The sequence below is a fragment of the Dyadobacter soli genome, from assembly GCF_900101885.1.
Taxonomy (GTDB): Bacteria; Bacteroidota; Bacteroidia; order Cytophagales; family Spirosomataceae; genus Dyadobacter; species Dyadobacter soli.
This window is the reverse complement of record NZ_FNAN01000004.1, coordinates 399345-416655: the sequence shown is the minus strand read 5'-3', so window position 1 is coordinate 416655 and position 17311 is coordinate 399345. Positions and strand designations below refer to the sequence as shown.

15 protein-coding genes are annotated in these 17311 nt (G+C 51.1%); 5 read left to right on the top strand and 10 right to left on the bottom strand.

Translation table 11 applies throughout. The features are described 5' to 3' along the window. Positions 1–20 precede the first annotated feature (20 nt). The 7 genes from BLQ88_RS08380 to BLQ88_RS08350 all read right to left on the bottom strand — a co-directional run bounded on the left by BLQ88_RS08380 (position 21) and on the right by BLQ88_RS08350 (position 5739). Positions 21–1403, bottom strand: a complete 1383-nt coding sequence (locus tag BLQ88_RS08380; protein ID WP_090148371.1) for a hypothetical protein — start codon at positions 1401–1403, stop codon at positions 21–23. Positions 1404–1420: 17 nt separating this feature from the next. Continuing rightward, positions 1421–1762, bottom strand: coding sequence for a heavy-metal-associated domain-containing protein (locus tag BLQ88_RS08375; protein WP_090148370.1), 342 nt, complete (start codon positions 1760–1762; stop codon positions 1421–1423). Positions 1763–1780: 18 nt separating this feature from the next. Further along, complete coding sequence (locus tag BLQ88_RS08370) at positions 1781–2017, bottom strand: heavy metal-binding domain-containing protein (RefSeq protein ID WP_090148369.1); 237 nt, start codon at positions 2015–2017, stop codon at positions 1781–1783. 58 nt (positions 2018–2075) lie between these two features. Next, the gene (locus tag BLQ88_RS08365; protein WP_090148367.1) at positions 2076–2645 is read right to left on the bottom strand and encodes a helix-turn-helix domain-containing protein; all 570 of its coding nucleotides are present in this window, start codon (positions 2643–2645) and stop codon (positions 2076–2078) included. A gap of 80 nt (positions 2646–2725) precedes the next feature. Then, positions 2726–4951, bottom strand: coding sequence for a TonB-dependent receptor (locus tag BLQ88_RS08360; protein ID WP_090148365.1), 2226 nt, complete (start codon positions 4949–4951; stop codon positions 2726–2728). Positions 4952–5043: 92 nt separating this feature from the next. Then, positions 5044–5508, bottom strand: a complete 465-nt coding sequence (locus BLQ88_RS08355; RefSeq protein ID WP_090148363.1) for a hypothetical protein — start codon at positions 5506–5508, stop codon at positions 5044–5046. Between the two features lie 21 nt (positions 5509–5529). Continuing rightward, complete coding sequence (locus BLQ88_RS08350) at positions 5530–5739, bottom strand: heavy-metal-associated domain-containing protein (RefSeq protein WP_090148361.1); 210 nt, start codon at positions 5737–5739, stop codon at positions 5530–5532. Positions 5740–6014: 275 nt separating this feature from the next. Between BLQ88_RS08350 and BLQ88_RS08345 the strand changes: the two genes are divergently transcribed. Further along, positions 6015–7034 carry a virulence RhuM family protein/type II toxin-antitoxin system death-on-curing family toxin gene (locus BLQ88_RS08345; RefSeq protein ID WP_310590144.1) on the top strand — a complete coding sequence of 340 codons (1020 nt, stop codon included), beginning with the start codon at positions 6015–6017 and terminating at the stop codon, positions 7032–7034. Positions 7035–7110: 76 nt separating this feature from the next. On the opposite strand, the gene BLQ88_RS08340 is transcribed toward BLQ88_RS08345, so the two are convergent. After that, positions 7111–9339: a heavy metal translocating P-type ATPase gene (locus BLQ88_RS08340; RefSeq protein WP_090148359.1), complete on the bottom strand. Its 2229-nt coding sequence runs from the start codon at positions 9337–9339 to the stop codon at positions 7111–7113. A gap of 154 nt (positions 9340–9493) precedes the next feature. On the opposite strand from BLQ88_RS08340, the gene BLQ88_RS08335 reads away from it, so the two are divergent. After that, the gene (locus BLQ88_RS08335; RefSeq protein ID WP_090148358.1) at positions 9494–10597 is read left to right on the top strand and encodes a lactonase family protein; all 1104 of its coding nucleotides are present in this window, start codon (positions 9494–9496) and stop codon (positions 10595–10597) included. A 31-nt stretch (positions 10598–10628) separates the two neighbouring features. Here BLQ88_RS08335 and BLQ88_RS08330 read toward each other — a convergent pair whose 3' ends face one another. Further along, on the bottom strand, positions 10629–12035 hold the full coding sequence (locus tag BLQ88_RS08330) for a TlpA family protein disulfide reductase (protein ID WP_090148356.1): 1407 nt from the start codon (positions 12033–12035) through the stop codon (positions 10629–10631). Positions 12036–12179: 144 nt separating this feature from the next. On the opposite strand from BLQ88_RS08330, the gene BLQ88_RS08325 reads away from it, so the two are divergent. After that, positions 12180–12911, top strand: coding sequence for a YdcF family protein (locus tag BLQ88_RS08325; RefSeq protein WP_229212624.1), 732 nt, complete (start codon positions 12180–12182; stop codon positions 12909–12911). A gap of 12 nt (positions 12912–12923) precedes the next feature. Here the strand turns inward: BLQ88_RS08325 and pfkA are convergent, their stop codons facing one another. Further along, complete coding sequence (pfkA, locus tag BLQ88_RS08320) at positions 12924–13898, bottom strand: 6-phosphofructokinase (RefSeq protein WP_090148353.1); 975 nt, start codon at positions 13896–13898, stop codon at positions 12924–12926. Positions 13899–14221: 323 nt separating this feature from the next. On the opposite strand from pfkA, the gene BLQ88_RS08315 reads away from it, so the two are divergent. After that, positions 14222–16717: a hypothetical protein gene (locus tag BLQ88_RS08315; RefSeq protein WP_090148352.1), complete on the top strand. Its 2496-nt coding sequence runs from the start codon at positions 14222–14224 to the stop codon at positions 16715–16717. Then, entirely contained in the window at positions 16714–17241 is a 528-nt protein-coding gene (locus tag BLQ88_RS08310; RefSeq protein ID WP_090148351.1) for a YfiT family bacillithiol transferase, read from the top strand. The genes BLQ88_RS08315 and BLQ88_RS08310 overlap by 4 nt, the downstream gene beginning before the upstream one ends. Positions 17242–17311 lie beyond the last annotated feature (70 nt).

Sequence of the window (17311 nt, the reverse complement as noted above, 5' to 3'; positions counted from 1 at the left end):
AAACTACTAAAAAAGGCCGCTTACATACGCATAAGCGCAGGCGTAATGCGCAAGTACACCTGCCCGGAAAGCGGCGTTTTGCCATAAATACCTTCCAGTAACTTGTCAGGTTTGTAGAGGCTAATCTGCGCTCCGGCTTGCAGTATTGTGTTGCCGAACGAGGCGATTTGCCGGTTCAGGCCCACCGAAAACATGGAAACGGGTAGCCTTTCGAGCAACGGGTCGTGCTCACCGGTCTCAAAACCGAGCTCGCCGCCGCTTTTCTGAATCCATTCGTAGCGTCCATACACAGCCCATTTGTCGAGTTGCAAATTGGTTTCGGCCAGCACGGAATGTTCCTTATGGTGCGCACCGGCATCGTTCAGTCCCCACACGAGTGTCGAGGAAATCCATTTGTTTTTTCCACCCAAATTACCCGAATGCTGTACCGAAGCCGTGGTGCGGTTCACATCCTCGTCGGGCTCGCGGGGCTCGGGACTTTTGATAAAACCCCGCGAAGCCTGCAATGCCCAGTTGGCCGAGGGGTTGAACAGCAAACGGTAACTGTAAGAATTGAAGCGGGGCTTGTCGAAATCGAAGCGGTTTTCGTCCGGCTCGCGGCCGGTGAATGAGGAGCCTTCCAGTTTGAACTTACCATAGCGAATGCCCGCCGTCACGACGCCAAATGTAATGTGCGTAGCATCCTGCCAATGGTGGCCGAGCACGGCGTCCGGGTTGTTGAATGCCGACATCCGGTGCATGAATGCGGTAGGGCCAAGGGCAGGTTCGCCGGGGTAGCCCGCGTAGATGGTCAGATCTACTTTATCATTGAGCCGCTGGGTATAACCTACCGAAAGTTCTGAAATGAGGTCGTGCGGGTGCTGGCGGTCGATGAGCGGCTTGCCTTTCCAGCTCTCGCCGGACTGGAAAAGTAGCGGGTAACCGGCCCCGCCGTCGACAATGCGGTCGAAAGAAACCATCGCACGGATATTCAGCAAGCCGTTTTTGCCTACCTGCCGCCGGGCCATTCCCATAAACCAGTTGGGCGCGCTGAACTTCGAATCGGAGCCTCTTTTGCCGTCGTTATTGAAGTTTTGGGCCGTGTAGCGCAGGTAAATGCTCCCATGCAACATGTAGTTCCATTTGCTGCCGTGCTTCATGTAGGCATACATGGGTGTGGCGTCGGGCTGCCAGCCGGTACCAGAGCCGTTGCGGGTCATGGGTAGGCTCAATGAAAAGCTGTGGGTCATGTGCGAAGGACCTTCGTGGCCCATTTGCCCATGATCCATGCTTTTCATGTCGTGCATTTCATGGCTAACAGTGTCTTTGGCCGGCTGCTGATGGTGCTCGTGCTGGGCAAATGCGGGCTGCGTGACGGCCGCCGTGACGACGGCCGCCAGCAAAATAAGTTTGTCGAGAAGCATAATGAAGTGATTTGGTGCTAGTGCGCAGCGGCGGTTTTGCGGCAGCAGCTTGGTAGTTTGTCGTGTGACTTCTGGTTAGCAGGCAGCTCGTCGGCGTCGTAGCCGGTTTTGTTGATCGTCGCCTTGATGGCCTCCGCGGTGGTTTTGTCCGGGTTGTATTTCACCGTGATCACCTTGTTGGAAAGATTGAGGTTCGATTCTTTCACGCCCTTCGAAAGGCCGAGGTTACGTTCCAGCCGCGCTTTGCACATTTCGCAAATAGCCGAGGTTTTGATCTTAACTTCTTTGGTACCGTCGGCGTAGGCGATATTCAGGCCCAGGAAAAGGGCTGTTATGATGCTCAAAATGGTTGTTTTCATGATGTTTCTGTTAAAAAATCAATGTTGATGTCCTGTCGAATCGGTCTCGGCCAGCGCCACTTCCTGCAATTCCATTTTGCAAACCGGGCATTTGCCGGCTTCGGCGTAGGTTTTCTCGCCTTCGCATTGCATTGGGCACGCGTACTTTTTTTCGCTTACCGCGTGGGTTTCGGCACCTGCTGCCTCTTTCTCAGATTTATTTCCCGAACAGGCGGCAGATAGGAACAGCAGGGAGGCGATAATGACTTTGTTCATACAGTTGAAGTTTAAATTCCTGATAATCTATATTTTATACTAATGCAATGGATGATCGCTATTGCCCGACCTGGTCGAGCGCTGTCCGTTGTAATGTGCCTTTTTTGAACTCTCCGGGCGTCATACCGGTCACTTTTTTGAACTGGTTGCTCAAATGCGCGGTGCTGCTGTACGAAAGCCGCCATGCGATTTCGCTTAATGTCAGTTCGTTATAGGAAAGCCATTCCTTTACTTTTTCAACTTTCTGCGCGATGATATATTGCTCGATCGTCTGCCCGGTTTCAGAAGAAAACAGGTTGCTCAGGTACGAATATTCATAACCGATCTTTTCCGACAGATAATCCGAGAAATTCATCTGTGCGGGCTTGTGCGCTTTCAGATTCTGCACCTCGTCAATCACCAGCGTCTTGATATGCTCCACCAATGCCAGCCGGCGGTCGTCGAGCAGCTCGAAACCATTCGCTTCCAGCACGGCTTTCACTTGCTGCAATTTGTCGGTATTCACCTCGGCCATCGTTTCCACTTCGCCGAGTTCTACGAAAGTCAAGTCAATGCCCAGCCCGTTCAGTTCCTCCCGCACCACCCGCTTGCAGCGGTCACACACCATATTTTTGATATATAATTTCATAGTAAAATGTCAAGTCTATCTTAAATGTCAGTCTGAGCGCAGTCGAAGACCTTCCTCCATTCCTCCCCTTTTTTTCAAAATTACCGAACAATCTTATAACGCATTCCCGCATAAATCATTCGCCCTGCAACCGGCCCCCACGCCATTCCCGCATCGAAATGCTGCCCGAATGGCTCGCTGGCGCCCATGATCGGATCTTTTTGGCGGAAGTTAGCGAGGTTTTCGCCGCCGAGGTAAATGTCCCATTTCGGGAACGTCCGCGTGATTTGCGCATTGAAGTTGTAGAACGACGGCGCCCAGGTCGATGTCAGGTCGGTAGCAACGTGGTGGTCGGGCACGTGGCCCATGTACGGGAGGCGCTTTTTACCATTCCATTGCACGGTGGCGTCGAACTTCCATTTATCGTACGGCAGCGCATAACCGGCGTTGAAAAGCACCCTGTCGCGGCTTACCATCATCCGGGGCTGCAAGGTATTCTGGTCGTACACATCCCGGATTGTCTGTTTCACGTCGAAGAGGCGGTAGGCGAGTTTCAATTCCAGGCGTTTGATGGGCGTCAGGTTCGCTTCGGCCTGGAAGCTGTTGGCATAAGCCTTGCCTTCGAGGTTATAGAAGCGGATATAGCGCGGATCTTCCATATCGGCAACGAGCTGGTTTTCGAAATCGGTCCGGTAAAAATCCATGATAAAATTCCCGCTCATTTCCCCGATTTTGAACTCCTGGGTAATGCTGGCACCATAATTCCACGACACTTCCGGCCGTATCGCCTCGCGGAAAAGCACATTACGCGAGCTCACCAGGTTGCCATAATACTCTGCCAGCGGGTTGGAAACCCTGAACCCGCGGCCTGCGGATGCGCGCAGGGTGGTTTGGTCGGTGAGGCTGTATTTCAAATGCAGGCGCGGCGTCCATTGGGTACCGTAGAGATTATGGAAATCGACGCGGCCACCGGCTACCATCACGAATTTGTCGAGGTGATTATAGGTATATTCAAAGAAAGCGCCGGGCACCGATTCGTTCCGTTTCAGGCGGATATCTTTATACAACTCATCATAATTATCGAGCATGTAGCTGATACCGGCTTTGTAGGAATGGTTCGTGTTGCCGATAATTGACTGATAAATCAGGTTTCCGTACAGCGTCTTTTGCGTGCCATCATAATTATTCAGTCCGAAATGCGATTTGGAATCGTGAATAGAGGCATTCAGAATCAATCCCAGGCCTTTGTAAGGCTGCTCGGGGAAAAGCCGGGCTATTTTGGAGAAAAACTCATACCGGTTCACTTTTGCACCGAAACCGTAGGCTTGCGTCGTGCCTTTCATTTCACGTTCGAAGCTTTTCTGCCCGCCGAGGCGATCTTCATAAAGTGCTTTCACACCAAACTGCGCCATTAGTTTATCGCCCTGGTATTTCCAGCGGTTAATCGCATTGTACTGGGTGTAAAGCGGCAGGTCGAGGAAGCCGTCGCCGTTTTTGTCGATGCGGTTGCGCAATGTGCTCCCGTGCGTGAGTAGCCCGGTGCTCCATTTTTTGTTGAGCTGGTGTGCGAGGTTCAGGTTTACCTCCCCGCGGCCGAAATTGTTGACATAAGTATTCAGGTACAATTTTTCCTGCGTATCCGGTTTTTGAAGTTCCACATTGATCTGCCCGGTCATCGATTCGTAACCGTTCACCACCGAGCCGGCGCCTTTGCCGACGTCGATCGACTGGATCCACGTTCCGGGAACGAAGTTGAGCCCGAATGTCGACGCCAATCCGCGGATCGAGGGAATATTTTCGACGTTCGTTTGAATATAGGTACCATTCAGGCCCAACATCTGGATTTGTTTGGAGCCCGTCACGGCGTCGGCATACGAAACTGAAACCGAAGCATTGGTCTCGAAACTTTCGGAAAGGTTGCAGCAGGCCGCTTTGGCCAATGCGCGGGTGGTAATGATTTCGGTTTGATGTGGAGAAACGCGGTCGATGGATGTATTTCCGGCACGAACCGTCACCTCGTCGAGCGTCTGATCGTTTTGCAGCACCACCTGCAATTCACTTTCCTGGCCGATTTTAATGGTATCGTTCCGAAACCCGACGAAACTCACTACCAGCAGAACCGACTGCGCCGACCGCGGAATGCTGAACCGACCGTTTTCGTCGGTAGCAGCCGCTTGTGTGGTGCCGGCCCAATACACATTGGCTCCGGTAATGGGTTTGAGGTTTTTCGTTTGCGGCTCCTGTTCGTTGACCGACCCGGCTATACGTTGTGCGTAAATGCAGGAGGATATCAGTAGAAGCAGTCCTCCCAGAAGGTATTTGTTCATGATTTCATGGATTCATTGGAATAAGAGATTCACTGTCAAAACCGCCGCGGAATGCGTGTGTTTTTGCATTAAATGACTGTTATTCAATGATATCAAATCAGGAACGACTGGATGAATGCGAGCATACTTCTCCCATGAAGACGGGAAGAAAAGGAAATGTCGGGAAAATCGGGGGAGGACGGAAGCGTCCATTCGGCCCGGATGAACTGGTAGCGCGTCACCGACCAGGTAACGCCGGTTGCTACCGATTTCAGCAATTTTGCAAGCACCTGCGCGTCCACCGAAGCCACATTCAGTTTTTCGAGCTTCTGGCTTTCCTTGCAGCAGGCTGCTTTTTGAAAGGATTTGCCCTTCGTCATTTTCATCGACGCACTTTTGGCGCAGCAGGAAGAAACGACTTTCGGTTTGCAGGAATTTTCTTTGGATTTGCCCACAAGCTGCATCGACTTGCTAGCCATCATCGCGCACTGGCGCTCTGTCAGCACAAACCCCGTGCTGCTCAGCAGTACCAGGAAGGCCATCAGGATGGTGATCGATCGATGCAGTTTGTTTTTCATATCGGGCAAAATTACTAATTATCAGGCGATTTTCTCGGCTACATACCCGGCCTTTTTGATCAGCTGCTGAATTTCTTCCGGCGAATGGCTCGTCTCCACTTTCAGTACGCGGTCCGCACTTTCCAGATCCACCGCCCAGTTTTCAACATTTTCATCCCCATTCAGAAATGGCGTAACAGTAGCGACACATCCGCCGCATTTGATATTGGTTTTAAATTTCAAAGTTTCCATCGTTACTAAAATCCGCGCTCCGGCGGGTTGGCTATGTGTTAGATTGTTTTACAAATATCGGTGGTGAGGGTTTGGGGATTGTTACACAATTGTGGGATGGCGTTGCAGAGTTTTTGGGTTCAGTTCAGTATGTCGGAATTTCCGACATACTGAATTCAGTTGGGAGTCGGATTCGGCGAGCAAGTAAGAGTAATGTGCATTTTTTGCACATTGCTTTTGACGTTGGTGGAGGTTAGTTCTACAAGCAGTGACCAATTCTGTGACGAGGCGTATCAATGGTGAACATTAAATCTAAACACCATATGAATACGTCAACTACATCACCGCATGGTGAAATCCTTCTCTATGAATCCGAGAGAGGCCAGATGACACTTCAAGTACAATTAGAAAACGATACAGTCTGGCTTACGCAAGCTCAGATGGCCGAGCTGTTTGGGAAAGGGAGATCAACTATCACTGAGCATGTTCGCAACGTATTTAAAGAGAAGGAGTTAAGTAGGAAATCAGTATGTCGGGATTTCCGACATACTGCCGCTGACGGAAAGGGTTATGTGACGACTTATTATAGTCTTGATGTTATTATTTCAGTTGGTTACCGCGTCAAATCAAAGCAGGGAACCCAATTCCGGATTTGGGCTAATCGAATTTTAAAGGATTACCTCATTAAGGGCTTTGCTACACAGGAAAAGTTGAAGCTAAGTCAGCTGGAAAATTTGAAAAAAACTGTTGCGCTGCTTGCCAATGTCATTCACAACAAGGAGCTGACCGCTGGCGAGGCGACAGGCCTCATCCAGGTGGTTTCAGATTACGCCTATGCACTCGATATTCTCGATCGCTACGATCAAAAGGCACTAGGCATCGAGAGCGTATCCGAAAAGCAACTTTACGTAATTACCTATGAAGAAGCTATTTCAGCCATCCAGGGCTTACGGAGCAAATTTGAACAACACAGTTTCTTCGGACGCGAAAAGGACGATTCTTTCAAAAGCTCCATTAACACAATCTACCAGACTTTCGATGGGATCGAACTTTATCCCAGCATTGAAGAGAAAGCCGCACATCTTCTGTACTTTATCATCAAAAATCACTCGTTCACAGATGGTAACAAACGAATCGCGGCGTTGATTTTCGTGTGGTTTCTTGAACGTAACAGCATTCTCTACAAACCGGATGGCTCAAAGAGGCTTGCGGACAATGCATTGGTGGCGCTTACGCTGATGATTGCCGAAAGCAGTCCCTCGGAAAAGGATATGATGGTGAAAGTGGTGGTCAGTCTGATCAATCAAAACAATTAGCCTGACCTCCGCATTAAGGCAAATCCCAATTGTGCATTTTTTGCACAATTGGGATTCTATCCAATCAGCCGTGTTTTTACAGCCGCGCGCCCTTCAACCGCAAGCTGTTCATCACCACTGAAACCGAGCTCAGTGCCATCGCGGCGCCGGCGATCATGGGGTCTAGGAGGAAGCCGTTGAGAGGGTAGAGGATACCGGCGGCGATGGGAATGCCGATGATATTATAAATGAATGCCCAGAAGAGGTTTTGTTTGATGGTTACCACCGTTTTCTGGGATAGCCGTAAGGCTTTGGGCAATGCAAGGAGATCGGAGGTGATGAGGGTCATTTTGGCGACATCCATGGCGATGTCGGAGCCTTTGCCCATGGCCACACTCACGTCAGCCTGTGCCAGGGCCTGGGAGTCGTTGATACCGTCGCCCACCATCGCGACGGTCTTGCCCTGCGCCTGCAATTTTTTGACGAACTGCATCTTGTCGTCGGGCTTTACTTCGGCCTGGAAGCTATCGATGCCGACTTGTGAGGCTACTGCCGCGGCTGTTTGTGCATTATCGCCGGTGAGCATATGTACTTCGATGCCTTGGGCGTGCAGTTTTTGAACGGCTTCGCGCGAGGTGGGTTTCAGCTGGTCGGCGATGGCTACGAGCGCGGCATGCCGGCCGTTGATGGCGATGCCGATCACGGTTTTGGCCTGAGCTGTGAGTACTTCGTAGGCGGCTTGAAGCTCGGGAGCGATGTCGATGTGCTCTTTTTCAAGGAATTTCAATGTCCCGATAATGTATTCGCTGCCGCCGGCAATGCCGCGGATGCCGCTGCCAGTTATCGATTGGAAGTCGGAAACGGCTATTTGGGTGTCGTCTTCGATGTATTGTTCGATGGCCTGTGCGAGCGGATGCTCCGAGCGGGCTTCAAGTGTTTTAACAGCGGCCAGGTGCAAGTCCCGGTCTTCAAGGGTACTGATCCATTTCCAATCGGTTACTTCGGGTCGTCCTTCGGTAAGCGTGCCGGTCTTGTCGAGTATCACGGCGTCGACTTTATAGGCTTTTTCAAGGCTTTCCGCGTCGCGGATCAGAATATTGTTTTCGGCACCTTTACCTACCCCCACCATCATGGCCGTGGGTGTGGCGAGCCCGAGCGCACACGGGCAGGCGATCACGAGCACGGATACCCCCGTGAGCATGGCGTGCGTGATGGCATTTTCACCTCCCAGTAGCATCCAGGTAATAAATGTCAGAATGGCGATGCCTATCACGACCGGTACGAATATGCCGGCAATGCGGTCGGCGAGCCGCTGAACCGGAGCTTTACTGCCCTGGGCCGCCTGGACGGTTTTAATGATCTGCGCCAGGACCGTCTGTTTGCCCACTTTTTCGGCAATGAAAGTAAAGCTGCCGGTCTGGTTGAGCGTTCCGGCGAACACGTTATCGCCGGGTTTCTTTTCGGCAGGAATCGGCTCGCCGGTCATGAGGCTTTCGTCAACGAACGAGCTGCCGCTGGCTACTTTTCCGTCGACCGGGATTTTTTCACCAGAGCGGATAATGACCTCGTCGCCCATGCGTACGTCGCGTGCAGGGACTTCGGTTTCGACGCCGTCGCGGTACACCCGTACGGTTTTCGGCTGCAAACCGATCAGCTTCTTCAATGCATCGGAGGTATTCGATTTGGCACGCTCTTCCATGAGTTTACCCAGCAAAATGAAGAAGATAATTACCGCCGCCGCCTCGAAATATACATGCGGGTGCAGGCCACGCGCATGCCAGAACGCGGGGAAGAAGGTGTTGAATGTGCTGAAAAGAAAAGCCACGCCGGTACTAAGCGCGACCAGCGTATCCATATTAGCCTTGCCGTGCTGCGCCTGCTTCCAGGCATTTGCGAAGAAATCCTGCCCGAAAACAAAGAGCACCGGGATGGTGAGGGCCAGCATAATGTAATTGGCATATTCCCAGTCCATCAAGAACATGCCCAGTACCACCACCGGTAACGTCAGAATGCCGGTATAAATGGCTTTATTTTTCAGTTTCTGGTAATGCTCCTGCTGGATTTTCTCCTGTTCGGCAATCGCATCTTCCTCGTTTTCTTCGATTATAAGCCCATAACCGATGCTTTGCAGTACACGGTCCATGGCCGCGAAGTCGACGAGTTCGGGGTCGTAGGATACGGACACCGATTGATTGGCGTAGTTCACCGCGGCGTTCGTGATCCCTTCGGTATGGCTCAGCATGGATTCCACGCTCACCGCGCACGCCGCACACGACATGCCGGTAACCGGGAGGGTAGCTTTTTTTATATCTGTTGTCGTTTCCATAGTCTTTCAGAATTGGTATACAAAAATAAAATCCAATGCTGCCGGCAGCGTTACACAATTCTGGCTGCGGTTTGCAAGATTCGCGGAAACCAACATTAAAAAAGCCCTTAACATCCCTTTCCCAAGCAATAGGGGATTCACTAAAAACACAAACATGAAAAAACTGCTGTTGTCCATTATACTATTCTCGGCCGGGTTAAATGCCTTCGCGCAGGACAGGAACATTACTTTTTACGTCGGTACACAGGACAAAGGGTCGAATTCCTCGATCACCCGCTGCGAGCTGAACCTGGCTTCGGGCCAGATTACGCTCATCGACACGATCAACAAGTCGGTAGCGCCGGGCTATGTGGCCATTTCGCCCAACAAGCAGCATTTGTATGCGATCGGGTCGGATAATAAAGTGTCGGCCTATGCCATCGGCGCGGACAGGAAACTGAAATTTCAGAATAGCCAGCCCTCGGAAGGTATGGGACCCTGCCATGTTTCGGTACACCCAACGGGTAAAATGGCTTTTGTTTCCAATTACGGCGGCGGCAGCTTTTCAGCTTATAGCATCGACGCCGATGGAAAGCTAAGCGCGCCCGTTTACAAAGAGCAATACACCGGGACCGGACCCAATGCCAAACGCCAGGAAAAAGCCCACGCGCATTTCGCGACGGCGGGCCCCGATGGGAAGTACGTGTATGTGACGGATCTAGGAAGCGACAAAGTGATGAATTACAGTGCCGACGCCATTGCCGGAAAACTGACGCCAAATGAGGCTCAGCCCTTTTTTCAGGGCAAAGCCGGTGCCGGCCCGCGTCATTTGATCATCCATCCGCAAGGCAAGCGCCTGTTTCTGCTGAACGAGCTGGATGCAACAGTTACCGCCTGCTCGATTGATAAAAAAGGGGCGATTACGGCCATTAAGACCTATCCTACAATCCCAGCCGACTATTCGGGGCCGAGCAATACCAGCGCGGCCATCCATTTGCACCCGAACGGCAATTACGTATATGTTTCGAACCGCGGCCATAATTCGATCACCGCATTCAAAATATTGGGCAATGGCGAACTTGAAATGGTAGACCAGCAGACGAAATCCATCGCTACTCCGCGCGATTTCAATATCGACCCGACCGGGAAATACCTGATCGTGGCCAATCAGGCGTCGGACAATCTGGTGGTGTATGATGTGGATGAAAAAACGGGCAAATTCACGTTCAAGCACGAAAGCATTGCCGTGAAAATGCCCATTTGCGTAGCATTCCTGTAAGTGAGATTTAAATAGCGCCTCAGCGAGATGGTCAGAGTTTTCTGGCCATTTTGTTTTGGTAGTAGTTCAAAAAGTCCTCGATTTGCTCCACAGGCATTTTGCGGGCGATGATCTTTTTGTTTTTATCGAGAATGTAGATCGTCGGCGTCGTCACCACATCGAACTTCCGGTTGAAATCGATCTGGTTCAGGGCATCGTAGCCGTTGAGCAATCCTTCGAGGTGATAAGTCTTCACGAAAGTCTTCCATTCTTCCACATTATGCTCGGTCGAAATGGCCATTACCTTGATGCCGTTAGCCTTGTTCTTATCATAAAACGCTTTCAGTACAGGCGAAGCTTCCTTGCAATGCCCGCACGAGGGTGCGAAGAAGAATAGCACGGTATAATTGGCGTCGATGGCCTGTACGCTCACTTTTTTACCGGCAGGGTCGGTCAATGTCAATGCGGGGAAGGTTTTATTCACCAGCAGATCCTTCATCGTCGCTACCTTTTCGGCAACGCGTTTTTTAACATCTTCCCCCACACCCATTTCACCGGAGAGGTAGTATTTGTTGGCCATATGCACCCACACAGCCTCGGTACCTACCGTTTTGGGGTTTTCATACTGATTGGTAATGTAAAATACCGTCCACGATTTAAGGTCTTTGTTGGCCGAAACCTTCTTCACGATCAGGTCTGCGTCCTTGATAATGGAATCAGGTACCTGAACGACCAGGTTTTTGAAGTAACGTTCCATTTTAGGTTCGAGGAACGGGGTATTTACAATGCGCGGGTCCGAAAAATCGAATGCGTCCCAGTAATGCGCCTTGTAGTAGTTGAACACCCACATCGAATCGGTTTTGCCGTTGGCTAATTTAGGGGCGGCAGGAATTTCGGGGTCGGCCGACATTTTCAGCAGCTGTGCGGTGAAGCTTCCGGTGTTTTCCGACAGCAATTTCTTGCGATAGGTGCCAAATCCTTCCTGTATGGTACGAATGCGTGCCTGCGCCTCGGGTGTCGACTGCTTGCCCAACGCCTCGATTTCCTTGCTGCCTTTGGCTAATTCTTTTCGATAACCATAGAAAAGGTCGTTTTCTTTGGAGCCGGTTATCTTAATGGAGGTATTTACGTCGGCGGTATCCGCTTCGAGTGAAAAGTTGGTCTCTTTGCCCGAATAGATGAGTTCGATCATCTTTTGGTTACCCGGGAAAAGGATCACATAAAGGCCGCCGGGAAGTGCCGTTTTGCCTTCGAACACAACCTTCCCGGTAGCATCGGCCTTGGCGGTATCTTTGGGGACAAACAGCGTAGCATTGCGGTTATAATGCCCGATGACGAAAGAGGAATCGCCCATTCCTTTAATGGTGGCTTCGATGCGGTAGCCCTGGGCGTAACTGGTTGAAAAAAGGCCGGAAACGGCGAGTACTAGCAATAGGAAAGTGCGGGTATAATCTCTCATCGGGCTATGGGAAGTTTGCTTTAAAGCAGTTTATTGGATTATTTCAAATTTTGAAGTCTGTAAAATTAACTTCAAAACGCTAACATCAGCAGGGTTCTTATTCAAATGTTTTATTTTCTCTCCAAAGCAATCGACTTTCTCATAATGCCTTTGAGCGTTGTGTTTTTTATACTTATCTATTCATTTTTCACCAAAAGCGACCGGCGCAGGAAGCTTTCGGTGGGCATGGTGATCGTGCTGCTGGGGCTGGCTTCCAACTCGTACCTGGTTACGAAGGCTATTAACGCGTGGGAAGCGAAATTCTTGAACCCCGATGAAGTGAAAGGGACTTACGACGTTGGTATTCTGCTGTCGGGCGGCCTGATTTCCACCACCACCCCGAGGCAGGAACGCCCGGCAATGGGTAATCATGGCGACCGGGTCCTGCAAGCATATCTGCTCTACAAGCACGGCAAGATCAGGAAAATATTGATCACCGGCACAAGCGGGGAGATGCTGATGGCGAAAAGGCAGGGAGAAACGCGCCAGGCAGCGTCGCTCCTGGTAAGCTGGGGGGTGCCTGCCAATGATATTGTTTTTGAAGAAATGGCCCGTAATACACATGAAAATGCCGTGTACTCGCGCCGTATCCTGAACAAAATGTTTCCTTCCGGAAAATACCTGCTGATTACTTCCGCATTTCACATGCGCCGGTCGGCCGGGTGTTTCGAAAAAATAGGAATCGATACAGACCCCTTCCCGGCCGACTTTCGTGGGGGATACAATAAGTTTGATCTTCAGGACCTGATACCTGACCCCAATGCCTTCATGCAGTTCTGCAAGCTATGGCATGAATTTGTAGGCTATGTTGCCTATAAAGCAGTAGGTTACTGCTAAACGTTGCCTGGGTTACACACTCAGGATCTTCACCATTCTCAACAAATCCTCGTTGATAGGCTTCGGAAGTCTGATAGTGTCTTCGAAAGGCGTATACACCAGCTCATTGTTGATGATACCGGCCATTACATTCTTTTGTCCTGCAATGAGGCCTTCCAATGCGCCCAATCCAAGGCGGCTAGCGAGGATACGGTCATACGCAGACGGCGTTCCTCCACGTTGGGTGTGGCCGAGCGTGGTTACGCGGATATCCGCATTCTCATCCACCTGAACTTTGATTTTATCGGCTACTTCCTGCGCGCTGCCTTCTTCGTCGCCTTCCGCCACGATGATGATGGAAGATGATTTCGAACGGCTCCATCCCTGTTTCAGGGTGTCGACCACCTGCGAGATTGGCGTCAGTACTTCCGGAACCATTACCAGTTCCGCGCCACCTGCGATACCCGACTGGATGGCAATGTAGCCTGAGTCGCGGCCCATTACTTCGATGAAGAAAATGCGGTCGTGTGAACTGGCGGTGTCACGGATACGGTCGATCGCGTCCAATGCAGTATTTACCGCCGTGTCGAACCCGATAGTGTAGTCGGTTCCGTACAAGTCGTTGTCGATCGTTCCCGGAGCGCCTACGGTAGGGATGCCGTACTCGTTTCCGAAGATCATCGCGCCGGTGAAAGTACCGTTACCACCGATGGCGATAAGCCCTTCGATGCCGAGTTCCTGCAAGTTGTCGTATGCTTTCTTGCGGCCTTCCGGGGTCATAAATTCTTTGCTTCTGGCCGATTTGAGGATAGTACCTCCTCTTTGAACTATATTGCTGACCGAGTGAGACTCCATTTTGTAGACATCACCGGCGATCATTCCGCTATATCCTCTTCTGATTCCAAATACTTCAATACCATGGTAGCATGCTCCGCGTACTACCGCCCGGATGCAGGCGTTCATACCAGGGGCATCTCCTCCTGAGGTAAAAACTCCAATTCGTTTCATTTAATAATTTCGGGTTACTTCTAATCTTTCTATGTACAGCTCCAATCGAACCTTAAAAGGCACAATTTCCGCAAATTTATCCGGTATTTTCTTAAAATATATGCCTTGATTCTTAATTATGTTAAAAAAATGCCGGAACAAGAATCGTTTTCAGCATCTCAAACATATACCAATACTCCTATATTTGCGCCGGTTAATGGAAATTTAATATCCCTCAACCGGCGTTCGTTGCTACTATTACTGTTTGAAAAGTCATATTCAGGGCGGACCGTGGCCGGTACCGCTTTCATCCGAAATCAACCCGTAGCTTTAATATTACCAAAATGAAAAATCTGTTCTCCTGGCAACGTCTCTGGCCCCACCTGGTAGCTGTCATTGGCTTCATGATCTTGTCCGTCGCTTACGTTTCTCCGGTGCTGCAAGGCAAGAAACTCAGCGCTACCGACGAGATACAGGCGCTGGGAGGTGCGCGGGAGGTAATGGATTATTATAAGCAAACCAACGAGCGTTCGTGGTGGACGAACGGCATGTTTGCCGGGATGCCCGCATACCTGGTGTCGGCCGACTATCCTACCAGCATTCCCACGAAAATCGGGCAGGGGGTGAACAAGCTGCTCCCGGCGCCGGCCAACTATTTCCTGATCGGCATGGTGAGCGCTTATGTGCTTTTCCTCGTGCTGGGCGCGGGCGGCTGGCTCGCAGCGATAGGCGCCGTGGCATTCTCATTCTCCTGTTTCAACGTCATTAACCTCGAAGCCGGGCACATTTCGCAGGTGATCGCGATCATGTACGCGCCGGGCGTGCTCGCGGGCATAATCCTTGCTTTCCGCCGTAACTGGCTGGCCGGAGCGGCAGTTACCGCATTGTTTCTCTCCCTGGAATTGTATGCCAACCACGTGCAGATTACCTACTACCTGGGTATCGGCATTGTGATACTGGTGATCGTCGAAAGCATTGCTTTGATCAAAAAAGGCCTTGCGAAAGACCTGGTACTGGTACTCGGCGGGCTCGCTTTCGCTGCCGTGGTGGCTGTCGGGACGCATACGACGCGCCTCTGGAATGCATATGATTACACCAAAGAAACCATCCGCGGTAAATCGGAATTGACGGTAACCGGCAAAGACGCCGCTGCCAAACAAGGCACCGGACTGGATAAGGAATATGCATTTACATACAGTTACGGCCTTGGAGAATTGCTCACGCTGGTGATCCCCAATGCCTATGGTGGTGCTTCGGTCGGTCCGCTTTCGAATTCTTCCGAAACATTTAAGGCAATTACCAGCCGTGGTATCGATGCAGCCACAGCCCAGAATGTCATTCAGCAGCTACCACTTTACTGGGGTGACCAGCCGATCATGGGCGGTCCTAATTACATTGGCGCCATCGTATTTTTCCTGTTCGTGCTCGGGTTGTTTATTGTTAAAAGCCCATTGAAGCACTGGGCCGCGGGCGTGATCGTGCTCTACGTGATCTGGGCGCTCGGGAAGAGCCTGGCAGGGATCAATTACCTGTTTTTCGACTATTTCCCGATGTTCAACAAGTTCCGGGCGATGACGATGGTGATCTCGCTGGCACAAATGCAGATGGTAATGGTGGGTGTTCTGGCGCTTTCCGCGATTGCGCAAAAGAAAATCACTGTGAAGGAGCTGCAAAAGCCATTCCTGATATCCGTGGGCATTACCGGCGGGCTCATGCTGATCATGGCATTGCTGCCCGGGTTGTTTTTCGGCTTCAAAGGTGCAAACGATCAGATGGCCGCGCTGGCGCAACAGTATGGGCAACAGGCACAAAGCCCCGAATTTGGTCAGCTGCTTTACAATGCAGTTGTGCAGGATCGTGAAGGCCTCATGAAAGGTGATGCGATCCGGGGACTGGTATTCATTGCATTGGCCGCTGCGCTGGTGTGGTTTTATGCCCAGGATAAACTGAAATCGATGGTGTTTTACAGCGCATTGCTCGTGCTCGTGATTTTCGACCTGTTCGGGGTAGATAAGAGGTATCTTAATAACGAAGATTTTGTGAGTGCTTACGTCGCGCAGGGGGTTACTACACCTTCGCCGGCCGACGAGCAGATCCTGCGCGATACCGACCCGGATTACCGCGTTTATGACGTCGCTTCCCATGGAGGACCGTTCAATAGCGCCCAGGCATCTTATTTCCATAAATCATTGGGCGGGTACCACGCTGCCAAAATGCGCCGCTACCAGGAGCTTTTTGAAAATCAGTTTTTTACTGAAAAGCCCAATATGGAAGTGCTGAACATGCTGAATGCCAAGTATTTCATCACGCCGGATCAGCAAGGTAACAAAGTGGCGCAGCCCAATCCGCAAGCTTACGGCCACGCGTGGTTTGTCAAATCATTTAAAGTTGTGCCCAATGCGGATGCTGAAATGGCCGCGCTGCGCACTGTTAATCTGCGCGAAGAAGCGGTGGTGGACCAGCGTTTCGCAGCGAAATTAAGCGACCTGAAAATAGCGACCGATTCGACGTCGAAGATCAGCCTGATCTCCTACAAACCGAACGAACTGGTTTACGAAACGAATGCCAATGGCGATGGCCTGGCGGTGTTCTCGGAGATTTATTACAATGTCCGCGACGAATGGCAGGTGACGATCGACGACAAGCCGGCCGATCTGTTGCGCGCCAACTACGTACTGCGTGCGTTGCGCGTACCTGCGGGCAAGCATACGATCAAGTTCCGCTTCGAACCGGTTTCGGTGGTTGCGGGTAAAAAAATCGACCTTGTGAGTTCCCTGTTGCTGGTAGGGCTTGTGGTAGGCGCCATATTTGTTGAATCCAAAAGAAAGCAAAACGCATGACCGACCGCCGCTTTCCCATTGGCCCCATTGCGTTGAAGGAAACGTATTCCGACGAGGAGGTGAGGGAATTCATACAGATCATCGCCGAAATTCCGGCGGAATACCGGAAGCGCGTCGAGCACCTTTCGGACGAGGATCTGGCAAAAACCTATCGCGAAGGAAGCTGGACAATCCGGCAGCTCATTCACCACGTGGCGGATTTGCAATTTGTGCATTACCTGCGCATGAAAAAGGCCATTACCGAGCCGGATTACAAGGAAGTTACCATGATTGACATGAATGCATGGGCCTTCACTTCCGACTCTCTGCATATGCCGATCGATGTTTCATTGTCCATTTTCGAAGGAACACACGCCCGGTACGCTTACCTGGCGGGTTCGTTGAACGAAGAGCAGTTCGCCCGGAAATATTACCACCATTTGCGTGGCTTCTGGCTTGATCAGCGGCAGGCGCTGGCGATGTCGGTCTGGCACGTGAAGCACCACCTGGGGCACATCGACCTTGCATTGGGTAATCTGGAATAATTTCTTTGTATCAGCTTAATAACCAGGGTTATAAAATCGCTTCGAGGGTTAGTTTTGCTTGGGAGAGAAC

What these genes read in the sequence shown, in the direction of transcription:
- BLQ88_RS08380 (WP_090148371.1), bottom strand. Translation starts at nt 1,403, where the DNA reads ATGCTTCTCGACAAACTTATTTTGCTGGCGGCCGTCGTCACGGCGGCC.
- BLQ88_RS08375 (WP_090148370.1), bottom strand. Translation starts at nt 1,762, where the DNA reads ATGAAAACAACCATTTTGAGCATCATAACAGCCCTTTTCCTGGGCCTG.
- BLQ88_RS08370 (WP_090148369.1), bottom strand. Translation starts at nt 2,017, where the DNA reads ATGAACAAAGTCATTATCGCCTCCCTGCTGTTCCTATCTGCCGCCTGT.
- BLQ88_RS08365 (WP_090148367.1), bottom strand. Translation starts at nt 2,645, where the DNA reads ATGAAATTATATATCAAAAATATGGTGTGTGACCGCTGCAAGCGGGTG.
- BLQ88_RS08360 (WP_090148365.1), bottom strand. Translation starts at nt 4,951, where the DNA reads ATGAACAAATACCTTCTGGGAGGACTGCTTCTACTGATATCCTCCTGC.
- BLQ88_RS08355 (WP_090148363.1), bottom strand. Translation starts at nt 5,508, where the DNA reads ATGAAAAACAAACTGCATCGATCGATCACCATCCTGATGGCCTTCCTG.
- BLQ88_RS08350 (WP_090148361.1), bottom strand. Translation starts at nt 5,739, where the DNA reads ATGGAAACTTTGAAATTTAAAACCAATATCAAATGCGGCGGATGTGTC.
- BLQ88_RS08345 (WP_310590144.1), top strand. Translation starts at nt 6,015, where the DNA reads ATGGTGAACATTAAATCTAAACACCATATGAATACGTCAACTACATCA.
- BLQ88_RS08340 (WP_090148359.1), bottom strand. Translation starts at nt 9,339, where the DNA reads ATGGAAACGACAACAGATATAAAAAAAGCTACCCTCCCGGTTACCGGC.
- BLQ88_RS08335 (WP_090148358.1), top strand. Translation starts at nt 9,494, where the DNA reads ATGAAAAAACTGCTGTTGTCCATTATACTATTCTCGGCCGGGTTAAAT.
- BLQ88_RS08330 (WP_090148356.1), bottom strand. Translation starts at nt 12,035, where the DNA reads ATGAGAGATTATACCCGCACTTTCCTATTGCTAGTACTCGCCGTTTCC.
- BLQ88_RS08325 (WP_229212624.1), top strand. Translation starts at nt 12,180, where the DNA reads ATGCCTTTGAGCGTTGTGTTTTTTATACTTATCTATTCATTTTTCACC.
- pfkA (WP_090148353.1), bottom strand. Translation starts at nt 13,898, where the DNA reads ATGAAACGAATTGGAGTTTTTACCTCAGGAGGAGATGCCCCTGGTATG.
- BLQ88_RS08315 (WP_090148352.1), top strand. Translation starts at nt 14,222, where the DNA reads ATGAAAAATCTGTTCTCCTGGCAACGTCTCTGGCCCCACCTGGTAGCT.
- BLQ88_RS08310 (WP_090148351.1), top strand. Translation starts at nt 16,714, where the DNA reads ATGACCGACCGCCGCTTTCCCATTGGCCCCATTGCGTTGAAGGAAACG.